Genomic DNA, 16,921 nt, shown 5'->3' with positions numbered 1-16,921 from the left:
ATCGCGCAAGTGAGGTCATAGCGGTAACGGCTTACCCTACGGTTAACGGCGGGATCAGCCTGCAACGTCGGTGAGACGGGCCAGTGTTTCGTCCCGGCCCAGAATCAGCATCATATCGAAAACTGAAGGTGTTACCGCGCGGCCTGCCAGTGCAGCCCGCAACGGGCCTGCCAGTTTGCCGAACTTGGTATCCTGTGCTTCTGCAAATTCATTCAGAAGCGCCTCCAGATCGTCTCGTGACCAGCTAGCATTTTGCAGCTGCGGCGTCAATTCACTCAGTATACCGTCGGATACAGATGCCAGGGCTTTTGCCGCCTTCTGATCCGGCTCAATCGGGCGTGAAACTAGAATAAAATGCGCCTTTTCAAGCAATTCAGGAAAAGTCTTGGCCCGGTCCTTGAGGCAATACATCGCACGTTCAAGATCGTTTGACTGAACGTCATTTAACTGTGGTTTGTCAGCTGCCGCCAGATAGCCCTGCAATTCATTCCGCAGCGCAGCATCATCGCTGATGGCAATATGCTGACCGCAGAGGTTTTCCAGCTTTTTGGTATCGAACCGGGCTGGGCTTTTGCCGATCCCATCCAGATTAAACCAGTCGCGCGCCTGCGCGTCGGTAAAGAACTCGTCGTCACCGTGGCTCCAGCCCAGACGGGCCAGATAGTTGCGCATGCCGGCCGCCGGATAGCCCATTGCCTGATATTCTTGCGCACCAAGCGCACCATGGCGTTTGGAGAGTTTCTTGCCGTCCGCCCCGTGGATCAGCGGGATATGGGCCCAGACCGGCACATCCCAGCCCATCGCCTCATAGATCATCATCTGCCGGGCGGCATTGTTGAGATGGTCATCGCCGCGGATCACATGGGTGACACCCATATCATGATCATCCACCACAACGGCCAGCATGTAGACTGGGGTGCCATCCGAACGCAGCAGGATCATGTCATCAAGCTGATCGTTGCGGATGGTGACATCTCCCTGTACTTCATCCCGGATCACGGTCGTGCCATCCTGCGGTGCCTTGATGCGGATCACGTAGGGCGCATCCGGGTGATCGGCCGCATCAGCGTCCCGCCAAGGAGAGCGGTAAAACGTTGATTTACCACTCGCTTTTGCTTGATCCCGGAAGGCTGCGATTTCGTCCTGACTGGCAAAACATTTGTAGGCCTTTCCGGTTTCCAGCAGTTCGCGGGCAACGGCGGCGTGACGGTCGGCACCCTCAAACTGGCTGACCACCTCGCCATCATGATCAAGGCCGAGCCAGGCCATCCCCTGCAGAATGGCCGCGGTCGCCTCCGGGTTGGATCGTTCGCGATCGGTGTCTTCGATCCGCAATAGGAACTTGCCACCGCGACCACGGGCATAAAGCCAGTTGAACAGCGCGGTGCGGGCGCCGCCGATATGCAGATAGCCGGTGGGCGAAGGAGCGAAACGGGTGACGACCGGTTTGGACATGAGGGTGATTTACCTTTTGGAAACCATGGAAGGGCTAGTTTTGCAGCCTGTCTACCGAGCCAGAAGGCAAGGAGCAAGCATGCGCGCCTTGGGCGTTCTTGACCAGCTGTTGCAATTCCAGCGGGGGGATCTCTTTCCCTGGGTGCCAGTGCTGTTTGGCACAGGTATCGGCATTTTCTTTTCTCTGCGGTTTGAGCCGGGCGTCGCCCATTATGCCACGGGTGCCGCTATCGGGATGGGCGGCTGGATGTTGCTGCGGCGCGGCGACAGGCAAGATGGCGCGGTGTTTCTAGGCTGGGCCGTGCTGGTGGTTGTCACAGGGTTCACGGTGGCCGGGCTGCGGGCGCAGTCTGTTGCTGCCCCAGTGCTGAGTTTCCGCAGCTATGGTCCGGTCGAAGGTCGTGTCATTGCGATAGATCGCTCTTCCCGCGACCGGTTACGGATAACGCTGGACCAGCTGCGCCTTGGGCAGATCGCACCGGGCAAGACACCAGAACGTGTTCGGCTGTCGCTGCCAGAGGGCGCTAAGGTGCCGGAAATTGGCGTTCGCGTGATGACAACAGCACATCTGATGCCGCCGCAGGGTCCGGTGGAACCGCATGGCTTTGACTTTCGTCGCCACGCCTGGTTTCAGAAGCTTGGGGCGGTTGGCTATACCCGTGTGCCAGTGCTGACCATTCGTCCAACCAGTCGTGGTCTTGCCGTGGATCAGTTGCGTCAGCGCCTGTCTGGAGCGATCCGTTCGCGGATGCCCCGCGCCACCGGTGGATTTGCAGCGGCGATCACCACAGGTGACAGGTCGGGCATTCCGCAATCTGCGCTGGAGGCATTGCGCGCCAGCAATCTGGCCCATCTACTGGCGATCTCTGGCCTGCATATGGGGCTGTTGGCGAGCTTCGTATTTGGCGGGTTGCGGCTGCTATTGGCGCTGGCACCCCCGCTAGCCCTACGATGTGAGGCCAAGAAAATTGCTGCCGTTGGGGCGCTTCTGGCCGCCAGCGCCTATCTGGCATTGTCCGGCGCACAGGTGGCCAGCACCCGTGCCTATGTCATGGTGGCCATGATGCTGGGCGCGGTGTTGCTGGATCGACGAGCGCTGTCATTGCGGGCCGTGGCGATGGCCGCGATGATCATCCTGACACTGCGACCCGAGAGCCTGCTTGGTCCGGGTTTTCAGATGAGCTTTGCCGCGACAACGGCTTTGATTGCGGTCTTTGGTGGCATTCAGGGAGGTGTCGCGGCACGTGGGCCCCGGTGGATGCAAATTGCTGTGGGGGTCTTGTTGTCATCGCTTGTGGCGGGGGCCGCAACGGCACCCTTTGCGGCGGCACATTTCAATCTGCTATCGCACTACGGCTTGCTTGCCAATGTGCTTGCGGTCCCGGTGATGGGGCTGGTGGTGGTGCCTGCGGCGGTGCTTGCGCTCTGTCTTGCGCCAATTGGAGCCGCGGCGCCGGGGCTGTGGGTGATGGATCTAGGCATTCGCTGGATCTTGTTTATCGCCAATTGGGTGGCCTCGCTGGATGGGGCGCAGGGGGCGGTTCACATGCCGTCTGCCGGAGTGCTGCCCCTGATTGCCATTGGCGGGTTATTTCTGATCCTCTGGCGCGGCAGGCTGCGCTGGTATGGGCTGCCAGTGCTGTTTGTGGCTGGTCTGCTGTGGCAGGGCGCGCAGCGACCACCGGTGCTGATTGCACCAAACGGCGGAATCGTTGGTGTGATGACAGAGGATGGTCGTACCCTGTCACGCGCCAAAGGTCACGGCTATGCTGCTGAAAGATGGGCCGAAAACGATGGCAGCCTACGCTCACAGGCAGAAGCGGCAGCACTTTGGCCATATCTGCAACGGGGGTCCCCAACTCTGGCGAGCCTGCCAGGAAAAACGATGTCGTTACAGGTTGGTTCACCCGCACGAACACTGATCCATGTGATCAACAAGACAGCGGCCGAAGCCCTGATCCGGTGCGCGGCTGAGGACGTGATTGTCAGCGCCAAACCGTTGAGCCCAAAAGGGGATTGTCTGGTGTTTGACGCTGACGCACTGCGCCATCTGGGCAGCGTCCAGATGCAATCCGATGGCCGCTGGGTGTCGGCGCAAGATGTGATCGGGGATCGGCTATGGAGCCGCTCGGGGCCATAAATAAACTCTGAATTGCCTTCCCACAGGTATAGTCGGCATCGCAGGATTGCCGGTGCAACAGGCGACCGGCAATATCTAGTTCATACACAGGGTGTCAGGTGGCGCGCAAAGGTTGCGATAAGCTGCAACAAGGCCGTCAAAATGCTCTGTAGTGTTTTTCAATAGTAGAGACTCGTTCAGTCGCAAAACCTGTCAGTTGGCCACATGTCATCGCAGGTTGTGCGCCATGACGTTTGACATATCCATCAACGTCTTGGGTGATATGATCCGCCCACGTGACTTGTCCGACATGACTTTTCCGGCGGTCACGACCGCAGATGTGGTTGATCAGGTAGCGGATCAATACGAGCGGATCAATCCGACAAGACGGCCCTGCACCTTGACCTTGTCATGCGGGTACTGGCGCGTTTCATACGCGGGATTGGCCGCCTCAAGCTCGATCGTGCCGCCATTTCGATAGATCCGCTTCAATGTCGCTTCCTGACCTTCGACCAGGGCAACCACAACATCGCCATCATCGGCAACAGCGGTTTCGCGGATGACCACAATATCACCATCATTGATCCCTGCATTTATCATGGAGTCACCGCGGACCTCCAATGCGAAATGCTGACCCTGCGCCGAGAGCATCGAAGCCGGTACGGCGACCTGATGGGAAACCTGATTGATGGCTTCGATCGGCACACCGGCAGCGATACGGCCCATTACGGGCAGTTCAACCGCAGCGGCCATCACCGGCGCCATTGTCTGGTTCGCGGGCGCCGGGACCGCACCTAGATCTTTGGGGGCAGGTGCAGCCATTCTCCCCAGACTGTCCGGCAACCGAATGATCTCGATAGCGCGGGCGCGGTGGGCAAGACGGCGGATAAATCCGCGTTCTTCCAATGCCGTGATCAGTCTGTGGATACCGGATTTTGATCGCAGGTCCAGCGCGACCTTCATTTCATCAAAACTTGGGGGGACACCATCCTTTTGCAGGCGCGTGTGGATAAAATCCAGCAAATCCAACTGCTTTTTCGTCAGCATGACATCCCTTTCGACCGCTCGATGTTTCCCTTTGTTCTACGCATGTTCTCGTTTTGTGTCAACCGTCGGTTCCGCAAAACACGCCAATTGGCGTGAAATTGACGGTGATTTGTCGATAAACTGAAATCCTGGCAGGTGAAATCAAATCGCGATATAGGCGAGGTGCTCACTCTTTTGTCGGGCGGTGTCATGGGGCGGGCGGATCACAAGAGCGTTTGCCTCAGCAAATAGGGCGAGACGGGCGCTGTCCTGATCATCAAAGACGTGCAGACCATGGTTGTCCAGGCGCGCGCGCATGTAATGGGTGCGGGGCCCGTTGGGCGGCAGGTCATTGGCCAGAGGCGCGAGCGGTGGCGTCTGCGTCTCGGGCGAAAGTCCCAGCATGACTCGCAGCATCGGCAACAAGAAGATATGTCCACAAACCATTGCAGAGACAGGATTTCCCGGCAAGCCTACCATGGCTGACGGACCTATTTTCCCAGCCATCAGTGGTTTGCCAGGACGCATTGCGACCTTGTAAAATGACCGCGACATGCCGACATCTTCGGTCACCTGCTCAACCAGATCGTGATCTCCGACCGACGCGCCGCCGATGGTGACAATCAGATCGGCCTTGTTCGCCAACTCCAATGCCATGCTCAGGCTACCGATCGTGTCGCGCGCAATCGGCAGAATGCGCGCCGTGGCACCGACAGCGGTGATCATCGCGTCCAAACCAAAAGTGTTCGACGCGATGATCTGATCAGGTCCGGGCATATCGCCGGGCAGCGCCAATTCGTCGCCCGTAGAGATCAGCGCGACCGTGGGCTTGGTGCGTACAGGCACATCGGCGATGTTCATCGCGGCGAGCAGTGCGATATCGGCGGGCGATAGAATACGGGGTGCGCTGACGCTGGAGCCCACGCAAAAATCACTGCCGAGGGCGCGGATATTACGACCAGGGCCCGGATGATCCGAAATGGTGATCAAGGATCCGGTTCGACTTATATCTTCTTGAATAACAACAAAATCAGCGCCCTTTGGCACCGGTGCGCCGGTAAAGATACGAACGGCCTGGCCAGCACCAACTTGCCCGGCAAATCCGTGGCCTGCGGCACTTTCTCCGATGATCTTGAACATGGCGTCGCGCTCAACTTCGGCAGCCTTCACCGCGTAGCCGTCCATGGCCGAGGCCGCGAAGGGTGGCTGATCGCGCCGGGCAGTAACAGGCGCTGCCAGCACACGGCCAGCCGCGGCACGCAGCGGCACAGTCTCAACTGCTGTGGGGGACACGAGGGCAAGAAGCGCGTCCAGCGCGTCGGAAACAGAGATCATCTAAGCCTCGTACCGGCCTGATTTGCCGCCATCTTTTAGCGTGACATGAATGCCGCCTATCTCCATCGCCTTATCCACGGCCTTGGCCATGTCATAGACGGTAAGCGCGGCGGTTGACACTGCCGTCAGCGCCTCCATCTCGACCCCGGTTTGGCCTGTGGTTTTCACAGTGGCCTCGACCCGTACGCCGGGCAGGTCGGGATCAAGTGTCAGGTCAACTGCGACCTTGGTAACTGGCAGAGGATGGCAGAGCGGGATCAGATCGGGTGTTTTCTTGGCCCCCATGATGCCGGCCAGGCGTGCGACACTTAAGACATCGCCTTTTTTTGCGCGACCTTGTGAAATGATATCAAAGGTTTCACGGGCCATGGTGATGTGACCTGTTGCCGTGGCAATACGGGATGTTACAGCCTTGTCCGAGACATCAACCATATGGGCATCGCCCTTGCCGTCGAAATGCGTGAGTGACATCACATTGCTCCGGGCATCAGGGGGGCGGATAGGATCGCGCGGGTTGCGGCAGCGACATCGTCCTGACGCATCAGGCTCTCACCAATGAGGAAGCTGCGTGCCCCATAGCGCGCCATGTCGGACAGGTCCTGTGGGGTCGAGAGGCCGCTTTCGCAGACAATGGTCCGCTCTGCCGGGACCAGCCGCGACAGGGTGCGGGTGGTATCGAGCGTGGTGTCAAATGTCTTGAGATTCCGGTTGTTTATGCCAAGAAGCGGTGATTTCAGATTGCAGGCACGGTGCAACTCTTCCTCGTCGTGGACTTCAAGGAGCACATCCATGTCCCAATCGGTCGCAGCGGCCTCCAGCTCTGCCGCCTGCGCATCAGAGACAGAGGCGAGGATGATCAAAATGCAATCAGCGCCAAGAGCGCGGGCCTCGGCGACCTGATATGGGTCGTACATGAAATCTTTGCGCAGGACCGGTAGGTTACAGGCGGCGCGCGCGGCCGACAGAAATGGTTTTGCTCCTTTGAAACTGGGCGTGTCAGTCAGCACCGAGAGACAAGTGGCACCACCTGCCTCATAGGCTTTGGCGAGTGCCGCAGGATCAAAGTCTTCGCGGATCAACCCTTTGGAAGGGCTGGCTTTCTTGATCTCGGCAATCAGCCCATATCCCTGGCGTCCGGCGGTCATCAAGGCCTTGGCAAAACCACGCACGGGATCGGCATCTCGGGCCTCTGCTTCGACTGCTTCCATTGGTTTGGCAGCCTTGTCGGCGGCGATCTCTTCGAGCTTATAGGCCTTGATCTTGTCCAGCACAGTTTCTGTCATCTTGACGCCTCCGGTCACGCGTTCCAGTCAATTTGCGGCTGCCCCCGCATGGTTAGCCAGCTGTTCACCGTCGAAAAGGGCCGCGAGCCAAAAAAGCCGCGCCGCGCCGAAAGCGGTGAGGGGTGGGCTGTCCTCAGAATGAGGTGATCGCCCGGTTGAATATATTTTTCAAGCCCTTGCGCCTGTTTGCCCCATAATATGTAGGCTGTCGGGCGCTGACTGGTCGCGGTAAGGATCTGATGTGCCAGCAATTGCCAGCCAAGATCCTTGTGGCCGTTGGCCTCTCCCGCGGGCACGCTGAGCACCGTGTTCAGCAATAGAACGCCCTGACGGGCCCAGCCGCGCAAATCGCCATTGGGTCGTTCGACATTAATATCGGCGTGCAATTCGTTGAAAATATTTTGCAACGATCGGGGCAGGGGGTGCACGTCAGGCTCCACCGAGAAAGACAGCCCATGGGCATGGCCGGGCGTCGGATAGGGATCCTGGCCCAGAATGACGACGCGGGTTGTTTCGGGCTGGGTCAGGCGCAGGGCCTGAAATCGCTGGTTGGTTGTTGGCAGGATCTGCCGTGGATCAGCGGTCACCGCCCTGGCGATGGCCGGGTATGTGCTGTGAAAGAAATCAAGGTCTGCCCAGCCGCCGAGATCCGCCAATTCTGCGGTCATGCGTTACCCGCAGCTGTGGTGATGCGGGCGACAGCCTCGATCTTGGCGCGGGCGGCGCCACTGTCGATACTGGTCCTGGCGCGTTCAACGCCCTCTTTCAGATTGCTTACCGCCCCTGCAACAACCAGTGCTGCGGCGGAGTTCAGCAAAACAGCGTCACGATAGGCTGACGGCGCGCCGGACAGCAGTGCATTGAAAGCTTTGGCATTTTCTTCAGGCGAACCACCAACGATAGCCTCAAATGGGTGGACGGGCAGACCGGCATCCTCGGGATGCAGCTCCATTTCTGCGATTGTGCCCGCGGTGGTAAGTGCGGCAACCCAACTGACGCCGGTTATGGTCAGCTCATCCGTGCCGTCAGAACCATGAACCAACCAGGCCTGTTCCGCGCCGAGCTGTCCCAGAGTCTCGGCCATTGGCCGGATCAGGTCGCGCGAAAACGCACCAGTCAGCTGGCGTTTGACGCCTGCGGGGTTCGTCAACGGGCCAAGGATATTAAAGATCGTGCGCGTCCCCAGTTCCTGCCGCGTTGGCATCACATGGGCAATCGCAGGGTGGTGCATGGGGGCCATCATAAAGCAGATTCCCGCCTCTTGCAGCGCCTGTTCTGCCACCTTCGGACCCACCATCACATTGATGCCCATCTGGCCAAGCGCATCTGCCGCGCCGGATTTCGATGACAGGTTGCGGTTGCCATGTTTGGCCACAATTGTACCGGCGCCTGCGACCACAAAAGCCGTCGCCGTTGATATATTAAGCGTGCCCTTGCCGTCACCACCGGTTCCGACGATGTCCATTGCGCCAGCCGGAGCCACCACGGGGTTACATTTCGCCCGCATCACAGCAGCGGCGGCGGCATACTCGTCCACCGTTTCGCCGCGTGTGCGCAGCGCCATGAGCAAGCCGCCCATCTGGCTGGGCGTTGCGTTGCCTTCGAACAGATGGGTAAAGGCGTCCTCAGCCTCTGCGCGTGTCAGGGCGCGGTCGGCGGCGGCGTCGATCAACGGCTTCATTGCGTTGCTCATGCTGGAACCTTCATCTCATTAAGAAAATTCTTCAGCAGCGCGTGACCGTGTTCCGAGGCAATGGATTCCGGATGGAACTGCACGCCGTGGATTGGCAGTTCCTTGTGTTGCAGCCCCATGATGACGCCATCATCCAGTTCGGCCGTGATTTCAAGACAGTCGGGCAGGGTGTCGCGCTCGACCACCAGAGAGTGATAGCGGGTGGCTTCAAACGGAGAGGGCAGACCCGCAAAGAGACCCTTGTTGATGTGGTGCATGGTGCCCATCTTGCCGTGAACGATGTCCTTGCAACGCACCACATTGCCGCCAAAGACCTGACCAATGGTCTGATGCCCGAGGCAGACCCCCAGCAAAGGGGTGCGGGTTTCGGCCGCGGCCTCGGTCAGTGCCAGGCAAATGCCCGCCTGATCGGGGTCACAGGGGCCCGGGGACAGCAAGATGCCCGCAGGCTTCATCGCCATTGCATCCTGCACATTGAGCGCATCATTGCGATGCACGGCGACATCGGCGCCAAGCTCGCCCAGGTAGTGGACCAGATTGTAAGTAAAGGAATCGTAGTTGTCGATCAGCAGCAGCATGTTCGCAGGCTCGTTTAAGGGCTGGCGGGCCGGGGCCACGCCGCAGTATAGTGGTTGCAACATACTTGTTCAGGGTTGCGCGGCAGCGTCAAGAGCACATCACCGGCAGCTGGGGGCTTAGGGCCCCGCGTATGTCTCACGGTGTTGGCCTGACCAACAGAAAGCAACCGGTTCCAGAAGGCAACGAGAGGCAGGAGATAGATGCGAGGGTTTCTTGGAGGCGTGAGTTTCGGGGCCTTGGTGGCCGCAGGTGGCGCCTTGGTGTGGTCGCTGTCGGTTCCATTGCCGCAATCGGTCGAGGTAAGCGTGGCAGAACCGGAACGTGCTGACGTGCTGGCGCCATTGGACGAAACGCCGGTTGAACGGTCTGGCGCGGATCCTGATCTGGTTGAAACCCCACCAGCAGCACTGGATCCGCAGGTGGTGGGGGACGATTTGGCCGCACTCGCCGATGCTGATATCAATCCGGCCAGTCGCCCCGACGTCGGGACGGAACTGGACAGCGGGGATCGTGATGCCCCCGGTGGTCTGGGTGCGCCTGCGATTGATGTCGCCCGTGATGCGCCGGTCACTCCGGTCGAAGCGTTGCCAGCGCCAAATGCACCCAGTCAGGAACAGCAGCTGGTGGTTGCTTCCGAACCGGCACAGCCACCACAGCCCGTCGTAAGCGGCACGCGGCCTGCGATCGGGGGGGATGCACGACCTGCTTCACCCGAAGAGCAGCCGACCGATCGGCTCAGCGGTGACCAAAACCCGGACCCGGCTAATGAAACCGAAACAAACGAAACGGGGGCAGACACCCGTCTACCTGTACCGGAGGTGGCCAGTGGCGGTCCGGCTTTGGCCGGGCTGGATGTTGGCGGTACCGAGGGACCAACACTGGGGGCTGCACCGGATGTGACGGCAACCCCAGCTGTGCCCGGTTTGGGTCGCGCAGCCCCGGTGCGGGTCGGAACGCAACCGGACAACAACACGGATCAGCAAAAGGCCAACGAGACAGAAACGGATGTGGCGACCACGCCGTCAACAGGGCGCACCGCGGATCTGCCAACCGCGAATGATAGCGCTGCCGACCCTGGAAACCTCGCCTCTCCGCGTATTGGCACCCCTGTGGTTCCGTTGACAGAACGGGACGGCGCAGACCGGCCCACGCCAGGGGCGCAGGCAACCGCTGGTCCGAATGACGTGCCGTTTGTGGAAAATGCTGAACGGTTTGCCTCTGTGGACGATCGAGCGCTGATGTCCATCGTTTTGATTGATGACGCAGATGGGATCGGCGCTGAGGCGTTACAGGATTTCCCCTATCCACTGAGCTTTGCACTGGATCCGGAAGATCCGCGTGTCGCGGAGAAAATGGCCGCGCATCGCAAAGCCGGGTTTGAGGTGTTGCTGCTGGCTGATCTGCCCCGCGATGCAGGCCCGCAGGATGCCGAAACAGCGCTGCAGGTTTGGCTGACGTCGGTGCCAGAAGCGGTGGCGGTGCTGGAAGGGGTCGAAACCGGTTTCCAAGGCAATCGCCCGCTGGCCGATCAGGTTGCCGAAGCGCTTGGGGCCATGGGGTACGGGATGGTGACACAGGATGCCGGGCTGAACACAGTGCAGAAACTGGCACTGCGCAATGGCATGCCGGCAGGTGTGGTGTTCCGGGATTTTGACGGTGCGGGACAGGATCCGCGCGCGATCAGGCGCTTTCTGGATCAGGCGGCCTTTCGTGCCGGTCAGGAGGGCGCTGTGATCATGTTGGGGCGCGTGCAGCCGGATACAATTTCGGCGCTGCTGATCTGGGGCTTGCAGGACCGCGCAAACCGGGTCGCTCTGGCGCCTGTTTCGGCCAGTTTGCGCGCGAAGTTGGAACAAGAATGAACTGAGCAATCAATCAAAGTTATGAAAAAGGCGCCCCTCTGATGGAGGGGCGCCTTTTTGACTTTAGTGGCGTGCTGTCGAATAGATGTCAGCCCAGTGGCAAATCCAAGCCCTGAGCACCCGAAAGTGATTGATCCTAGCTGTTGCCGTTGCCGGTAAAGCGCGCAGCGTCAGCAGCGGCGCGGCGGATGGCGTTGGATTTGTGGACAGTCTCCATATATTCCGCCTCCGGGTTGCTATCATAGACTACGCCACCCCCGGCCTGAATATATAGGGTCTGATCCTTAACGATGGCGGTGCGCAGCGCGATGCACATGTCCATGTCGCCGCCTGCGGAGAAATAGCCGACGCCGCCGCCGTAGATGCCGCGTTTTTCCGGCTCCAGCTCGTCGATGATCTCCATTGCGCGCACTTTGGGCGCGCCGGAGACGGTGCCTGCGGGCATTCCGGCAAAAAACGCGTCCAGCGCGTCCTTGTCCTCGGCCAGCTCTCCAACAACGTTAGAGACGATGTGCATTACATGGCTGTAGCGCTCGATAATGAATTTTTCGGTCGGACGCACGGTACCGATCTTGGCAACGCGGCCAGTATCGTTGCGCCCCAGATCCAATAGCATCAGGTGCTCGGCCAGTTCTTTCTTATCAGCCAGCAGGTCCAGTTCCAGCGCCTTGTCTTCCTCGGGCGTGGCGCCACGCGGGCGAGTGCCTGCGATGGGTCGAATCGTGACCTCATCCCCGAATACACGGACGAGGATCTCCGGGCTTGCGCCCACCACTTGGAAGCCGCCGAAATTGAAGTAGAACATGAACGGCGAAGGGTTGGTGCGACGTAGGGATCGATAGAGCGCGAAAGGTGGCAGGGGAAAATCCTGTGTCCAGCGCTGTGCCGGCACCACCTGAAAGATATCGCCGGCCCGGATATAGTCCTTGGCCTTTTCCACCGCTTCCATATAGCCGCTCTTGGTGAAGTTACTGACCGGTGGCGCGATTTCGCGTGGTTCTCCCAGATCACGGGTTTCAGCAGGCATGGCGCGTTCCAGATCCCGCACAGCATCCATCACCCGCTCAGCAGCCTGGGCATAGGCGGCCCGCGCGGTCTGGCCATCGCTGACCCAGGCGGGGGAGACCACCGTGACCTCGCCCTTGACGCCATCTAGCACCGCAATCACCGAGGGCCGCAGCATCAGCGCGTCGGGCAGACCAAGCGGGTCAGGGTTCACATCGGGCAGATGTTCCACCAGGCGGATCATGTCATAGCCGAGATAGCCGAACAGGCCGGCCGCAGCCTGCGGCAGATCATCAGGCAGGTCGATCCTGCTTTCTGCAATTAGGGCCCGCAGGTTGTCCATCGGGTTTCCGTCCTGTGGGGCGAACCCATCGGCATCAAACCGCGCTGAGCGATTCAGGCTGGATTGCTCCCCATGACAGCGCCAGACCAGATCCGGTTTCATGCCGATGATGGAATAACGCCCACGCACCTCCCCGCCGGTCACGGATTCCAGCATGAAGGCGTCCTTTTGAGTGCCGGTCAGTTTCAGCATCAAGGAGACGGGCGTATCCAAATCCGCTGCAAGGCGGGTATAGACAACCTGATTTTCACCAGCCTCATAGGCCTTGGCGAAGGTGTCGAAATCGGGGGTCAGGGCCATCGGTGTCTGCCTTGGTTACTGAAAGTTCGCCTGCACGGCGTTCAGCGCCTGCGGGTCGATACGCGGCGCGGCGCGGGTCTGTGCGTCTTGTACAAAGGCCTCAAACAATGCCTGCGCCAGGGCCTGATCCAGTTGGGTGCCCATTGCTTCGGACAGGGCGGCCATTTCGGGCGTTTCCGCAACAGGCAGGGTTTCTGTCAGACGCACTACGGTGGTGGCCGTATCATCTGCAACCACGGCAACATCCCCAACCGAGAGGTCAAAGACACGGGCCATCAGTTGCTGTGGCGCAGTGTCGATATACGCGGTGCGTGTCAGCCCGGTTTCCGACGTGAGGCTCAGACCCTCGGGCAGGCTCTCGCCATTGCGCATAATAGTTGCCAGACGTTCCGCCTCGGCGTTGAGGGCGGTTTTCACGCGCTGCTCCTGCCATGCGGCGCGCAGCTTGGCCTGAGCGTCGGCAAAGGGTTCGGGGCGCGGCTCAAGCTCTTCATCAAGACGGATGGCAAAGAGGCTTCCATCCTCGAGGAAGGCCACCTCGGGGAAGTCCTCGGCGCTGACGGTGGAGGCGACGGCGCGGAAACCATCATAGGCAGCAATGCCATCGGTGCTGCCCTGATGCCAATTGATTGTGCCCAGCTCCATGCCGCTCTCGTCGATCAGCTCTTCCAATGTGGCGCCACTAGCCAAAAGATCGTTGATATCCTCGGCGCGGGTTTCAATCAGGCGGCGGGCTCGGTCTGTGGCCAATTCGGCGCGCAGCTCGTCTTTGACGTCATCCAATATGGTGATGCGGGCCTCAAGCCGCCCATTGACACGGAACAACGCCGGGCCAAGATCGCTGTCGAGCGGGCCAACAACACTACCCACTTCGGCGGCAAAGACATTCTGACCGGCGGCGTCCAGATCGCCCATGGTTACATCGCCAAGATCCACGTCCTGGAGGCTTAGGCCGCGATCCGCAACAAGCGCTTCGAATGTGGTGCCATTGATGTCCAGCTGCGCTTTGGCGCTGGCAGCGGCGTCGGTATCCGCAAAGACCAGACGTTCAACCAGACGGCGTTCCGGCACCTGATACTGGTCGCTGCGGTCATTGAACAGCTGTTCCAGTGCGGCTTCGTCCACGTCAATTTCGTCCACCAGAGCCTCTGGGCGCAGGGCGGCATAGGTGATTACTTTGGTGCGGGGCAGGGTGAACTGAGCGATGTTGGCGTCATAAAAGGCGCGCAGCTCTTCCTCGGTTGGCTCAACCGCTGTAAGGGCCAGGTTGTCGGCGCTGACGGTCAGCCAGTCAAAGCTGCGGCGTGCTCCAACATATGTGGTCAGTGTGTCGCGCAAAGTGTCGGGCATTTCTGTCCCGGCCATGATCGCGCCCTGCACCAGCGTGCGGGCGGATTCACGGCGAAGGTCTGCTTCGAATTCTGCTTCGTTCAGGCCGATATTGTCGAGCGCATATTGATAGCTGTCGCGGTTGAAGCTGCCGGTGCCATCCTGAAACGCCGGGATGCGGCTGATTTCGTCAAGCAGGTTTTCATCTCCGATGGACAGGCCAAGATCGGCGCTTTCCTGATCCAGAGCTGCGATTGCGATCAAGCGACCCAACACCACACGGTCCAGACCAAGGGCGGTCATCTGCGCGATGGGCATCCGCTGGCCGGTCTGCGCCTCAAGCGCACGCTGTTCACGCTGCAATTCGCGGGCGTAGTCATCAACCGAGACCTCTTGGTCGCCCACCAGAGCCACTGACGTGACAGAGCCGGTGAAGTTTACCGCACCAAAGCCTGCAAGGCCGATAATCAGCATCCCCATCAGGATCCAGACGAAGGTTTTTGATAGTTTTTTCATGCCTGCGGCCATGATGTCCTCGTATTGCCGGTCGCCGAACTGCGCAGTGGCAGCCGGGAATGCTAAAATGTTGTGGCTCTGAATACGCTGCCACCCCATCAGGGGCAAGGGACGACTGGTCCGTGCCAGCGTTCAGAGGGGGTTAGAGGTGGTAAGAGCGGGAGTTTACCGCACTCAGGGGGTCCAGTTGGACAGCCTGTCGAAGAGGGTTTTGATCCCACCGGTGTCCACATTGGCAAACGCAATGCGGAACTGGCGCGTGCCAGCTGGATCCCCTTCGGGCGTAAACATAGTGCCGGGCAGCATCAATAGTCCGGCCTCATGGACCAGGCGTTTTGCCAGATCTTCGGCAGGGATGTCGAACGGATGAGCAACATAGGCAAAATAAGCGCCACATCCCAACAGTTGCCAACCGCGGGTCGCCAAGGGCGCGAAGCCTGCCTCAATTGCCGCGCGGCGGTTCAGAAGTTCCTGCCGCTCACCTGCCAGCCAGGCGTCAAGGTTCTGCAAGCCCCAAAGCGCGCCCGTCTGCCCCAGTTGAGCCGGGCAGATTGCGACAGTGTCGAGGAACTTCTCCATTTCAAACAGGTGGTCCGGATGCGCGGCAATCGCGCCAAGACGGTGTCCGGTCAGCCGATAGGCCTTGGAGAAGGAATAAAGGTGGATCAGCGTATCCGACCAGTTCGGATCCTGAAACAGCGTATGGGGCGGGCCGTCACGGCTGTCAAAGTCGCGGTAGGTTTCATCAAGAATCAGCGCGATGCCATGCGCACGGGCCAGATCGTAGAACCGGCGGACCAGCCCGTCTGGGTATTCGACGCCACAGGGATTATTGGGGGTCACCAGCACAATGGCGCGGGTGCGGGGGGTGATCAACTCTGCGGCAGCCTTGGGGCAGGGCAGCATTGCGCCGCCGACCGGCAAAGGTGTGGTGACAACGCCCTGCATATCGAGCCACATTTTATGATTGAAATACCAAGGTGTGGGCAGGATCACCTCATCACCCTCACCACAAAGGGCGGCGATGGTGGCAGCAAACGCCTGATTGCAGCCAGAGGTGATGGCCACCTCCGCTGCACAAAGATCGGCCGCGTAGTGACGGTTCATCTTGTTTGCGAGAGCGGCGCGCAGCTCATCCCGACCCAGCACGGCGCCATAAAGATGGCTGCTATCGTCAGTCAGGGCCGCCTCTGCAATCGCGCGGCGCAGGCCCTCCGGAGGGGGATCAGCCGGTGCGGCCTGACTGAGGTTAAGCAACGGCATCTCGGGCGGCAAGTTCAGGCCCTGAAGCCAGCGCCGGGATTCGACAATCGGCGAGACAAAGGTGTCGCGGGTGCGAGCGTTTGGAAATGAAGCCTGTGACATGGGTGGTCCTGTTTTGCGTCGGCGCCTGCTCGGGCCACTCCGCCGCAAGTTCACAGGTTTTGCAAGAGGCTTTGGCCGCCGTCGGGTAAGCTGTCAGGCGAATGGACACCCCACATTTGCGCGCAAAAGAAAAAGACGCCCTCGAACGAGCGTCTTGATCAGCGGTGACGAGAGGGAGGACCGCCCTTGCGATCCGCAGAGATCAATCGGTGCCGCGATAGGGTTCTACATATTGCAGAGCCATGTCCCAAGGAAAGAAAATCCAAGTGTCCTGGCTGACTTCGGTGATGAAGGTATCAACCATGGGACGGCCTTTGGGTTTGGCGTAGACCGTGGCAAAATGCGCCTTGGGGTACATGTCACGCACCAGCTCCAGAGTTTTGCCACTGTCGACCAGATCGTCGATGATCAGCACACCTTCGCCGTCGCCCATTAGCTCGGCGTCGGGGGCTTTCAACACTTCGGCGCGGCCCTGATCCTGATGATGGTAGGATTTGACTCCGATGGTGTCGACCACGCGGATATCCAGCTCTCGGCTGACGATCATCGCGGGGGCCATGCCACCCCGCGTGATGGCGACAACGGCGCGCCATGCACCATTGTCAGGTCCCTGACCATCCAGACGCCAGGCCAGTGCGCGACTGTCACGGTGGAGTTGGTCCCAGGAAATATGAAAGCCTTTTTCATGAGGCAAACGGTCTGTCATTGCTT

At 59.9% G+C, this 16,921-nt stretch carries 14 protein-coding genes; 2 read left to right on the top strand and 12 right to left on the bottom strand.

The genetic code is table 11. The features are described 5' to 3' along the window. Positions 1-54: 54 nt before the first annotated feature. A complete protein-coding gene (gene gltX, locus PhaeoP97_RS08430) occupies positions 55-1,455 on the bottom strand; it encodes a glutamate--tRNA ligase (protein WP_072504700.1) in 1,401 nt (466 codons plus the stop codon). Positions 1,456-1,534: 79 nt separating this feature from the next. On the opposite strand from gltX, the gene PhaeoP97_RS08425 reads away from it, so the two are divergent. Next, positions 1,535-3,595: a ComEC/Rec2 family competence protein gene (locus tag PhaeoP97_RS08425; RefSeq protein WP_072504699.1), complete on the top strand. Its 2,061-nt coding sequence runs from the start codon at positions 1,535-1,537 to the stop codon at positions 3,593-3,595. A gap of 339 nt (positions 3,596-3,934) precedes the next feature. Here PhaeoP97_RS08425 and lexA read toward each other — a convergent pair whose 3' ends face one another. From lexA to PhaeoP97_RS08390, 7 genes are all read right to left on the bottom strand, one after another. Beyond that, a complete protein-coding gene (lexA, locus tag PhaeoP97_RS08420; protein ID WP_072504698.1) occupies positions 3,935-4,621 on the bottom strand; it encodes a transcriptional repressor LexA in 687 nt (228 codons plus the stop codon). 141 nt (positions 4,622-4,762) lie between these two features. Beyond that, the gene (locus PhaeoP97_RS08415; protein WP_072504697.1) at positions 4,763-5,935 is read right to left on the bottom strand and encodes a molybdopterin molybdotransferase MoeA; all 1,173 of its coding nucleotides are present in this window, start codon (positions 5,933-5,935) and stop codon (positions 4,763-4,765) included. After that, on the bottom strand, positions 5,936-6,406 hold the full coding sequence (gene moaC, locus PhaeoP97_RS08410; protein WP_072504696.1) for a cyclic pyranopterin monophosphate synthase MoaC: 471 nt from the start codon (positions 6,404-6,406) through the stop codon (positions 5,936-5,938). Next, positions 6,406-7,218 (bottom strand): indole-3-glycerol phosphate synthase TrpC, encoded by an 813-nt coding sequence (trpC, locus tag PhaeoP97_RS08405; protein ID WP_072506373.1) that lies wholly within the window; start codon positions 7,216-7,218, stop codon positions 6,406-6,408. The genes moaC and trpC overlap by 1 nt, the downstream gene beginning before the upstream one ends. A gap of 14 nt (positions 7,219-7,232) precedes the next feature. Further along, a complete protein-coding gene (locus tag PhaeoP97_RS08400) occupies positions 7,233-7,886 on the bottom strand; it encodes a uracil-DNA glycosylase (RefSeq protein ID WP_072504695.1) in 654 nt (217 codons plus the stop codon). Next, positions 7,883-8,911 carry an anthranilate phosphoribosyltransferase gene (gene trpD / locus PhaeoP97_RS08395; protein WP_072504694.1) on the bottom strand — a complete coding sequence of 343 codons (1,029 nt, stop codon included), beginning with the start codon at positions 8,909-8,911 and terminating at the stop codon, positions 7,883-7,885. Before trpD ends, PhaeoP97_RS08400 begins: the two co-directional genes overlap by 4 nt. After that, the gene (locus PhaeoP97_RS08390) at positions 8,908-9,489 is read right to left on the bottom strand and encodes an anthranilate synthase component II (protein ID WP_072504693.1); all 582 of its coding nucleotides are present in this window, start codon (positions 9,487-9,489) and stop codon (positions 8,908-8,910) included. The genes trpD and PhaeoP97_RS08390 overlap by 4 nt, the downstream gene beginning before the upstream one ends. A 201-nt stretch (positions 9,490-9,690) precedes the next feature. Here PhaeoP97_RS08390 and PhaeoP97_RS08385 point away from each other — a divergent pair, with 201 nt between their 5' ends. Further along, complete coding sequence (locus tag PhaeoP97_RS08385; protein WP_072504692.1) at positions 9,691-11,352, top strand: divergent polysaccharide deacetylase family protein; 1,662 nt, start codon at positions 9,691-9,693, stop codon at positions 11,350-11,352. Positions 11,353-11,488: 136 nt separating this feature from the next. Here PhaeoP97_RS08385 and trpE read toward each other — a convergent pair whose 3' ends face one another. From trpE to gpt, 4 genes are all read right to left on the bottom strand, one after another. Next, positions 11,489-13,000: an anthranilate synthase component I gene (gene trpE, locus PhaeoP97_RS08380; protein ID WP_072504691.1), complete on the bottom strand. Its 1,512-nt coding sequence runs from the start codon at positions 12,998-13,000 to the stop codon at positions 11,489-11,491. A gap of 15 nt (positions 13,001-13,015) precedes the next feature. Then, the gene (locus PhaeoP97_RS08375; RefSeq protein WP_072506372.1) at positions 13,016-14,857 is read right to left on the bottom strand and encodes a peptidylprolyl isomerase; all 1,842 of its coding nucleotides are present in this window, start codon (positions 14,855-14,857) and stop codon (positions 13,016-13,018) included. Positions 14,858-15,019: 162 nt separating this feature from the next. Further along, positions 15,020-16,210 carry an aminotransferase gene (locus PhaeoP97_RS08370; protein WP_072504690.1) on the bottom strand — a complete coding sequence of 397 codons (1,191 nt, stop codon included), beginning with the start codon at positions 16,208-16,210 and terminating at the stop codon, positions 15,020-15,022. A gap of 202 nt (positions 16,211-16,412) precedes the next feature. After that, positions 16,413-16,916, bottom strand: coding sequence for a xanthine phosphoribosyltransferase (gpt, locus tag PhaeoP97_RS08365; protein ID WP_072504689.1), 504 nt, complete (start codon positions 16,914-16,916; stop codon positions 16,413-16,415). Positions 16,917-16,921 lie beyond the last annotated feature (5 nt).

It is taken from the genome of Phaeobacter porticola, assembly GCF_001888185.1.
GTDB lineage: Bacteria > Pseudomonadota > Alphaproteobacteria > Rhodobacterales > Rhodobacteraceae > Phaeobacter > Phaeobacter porticola.
This window is presented reverse-complemented; position numbering and strand designations above follow the sequence as displayed.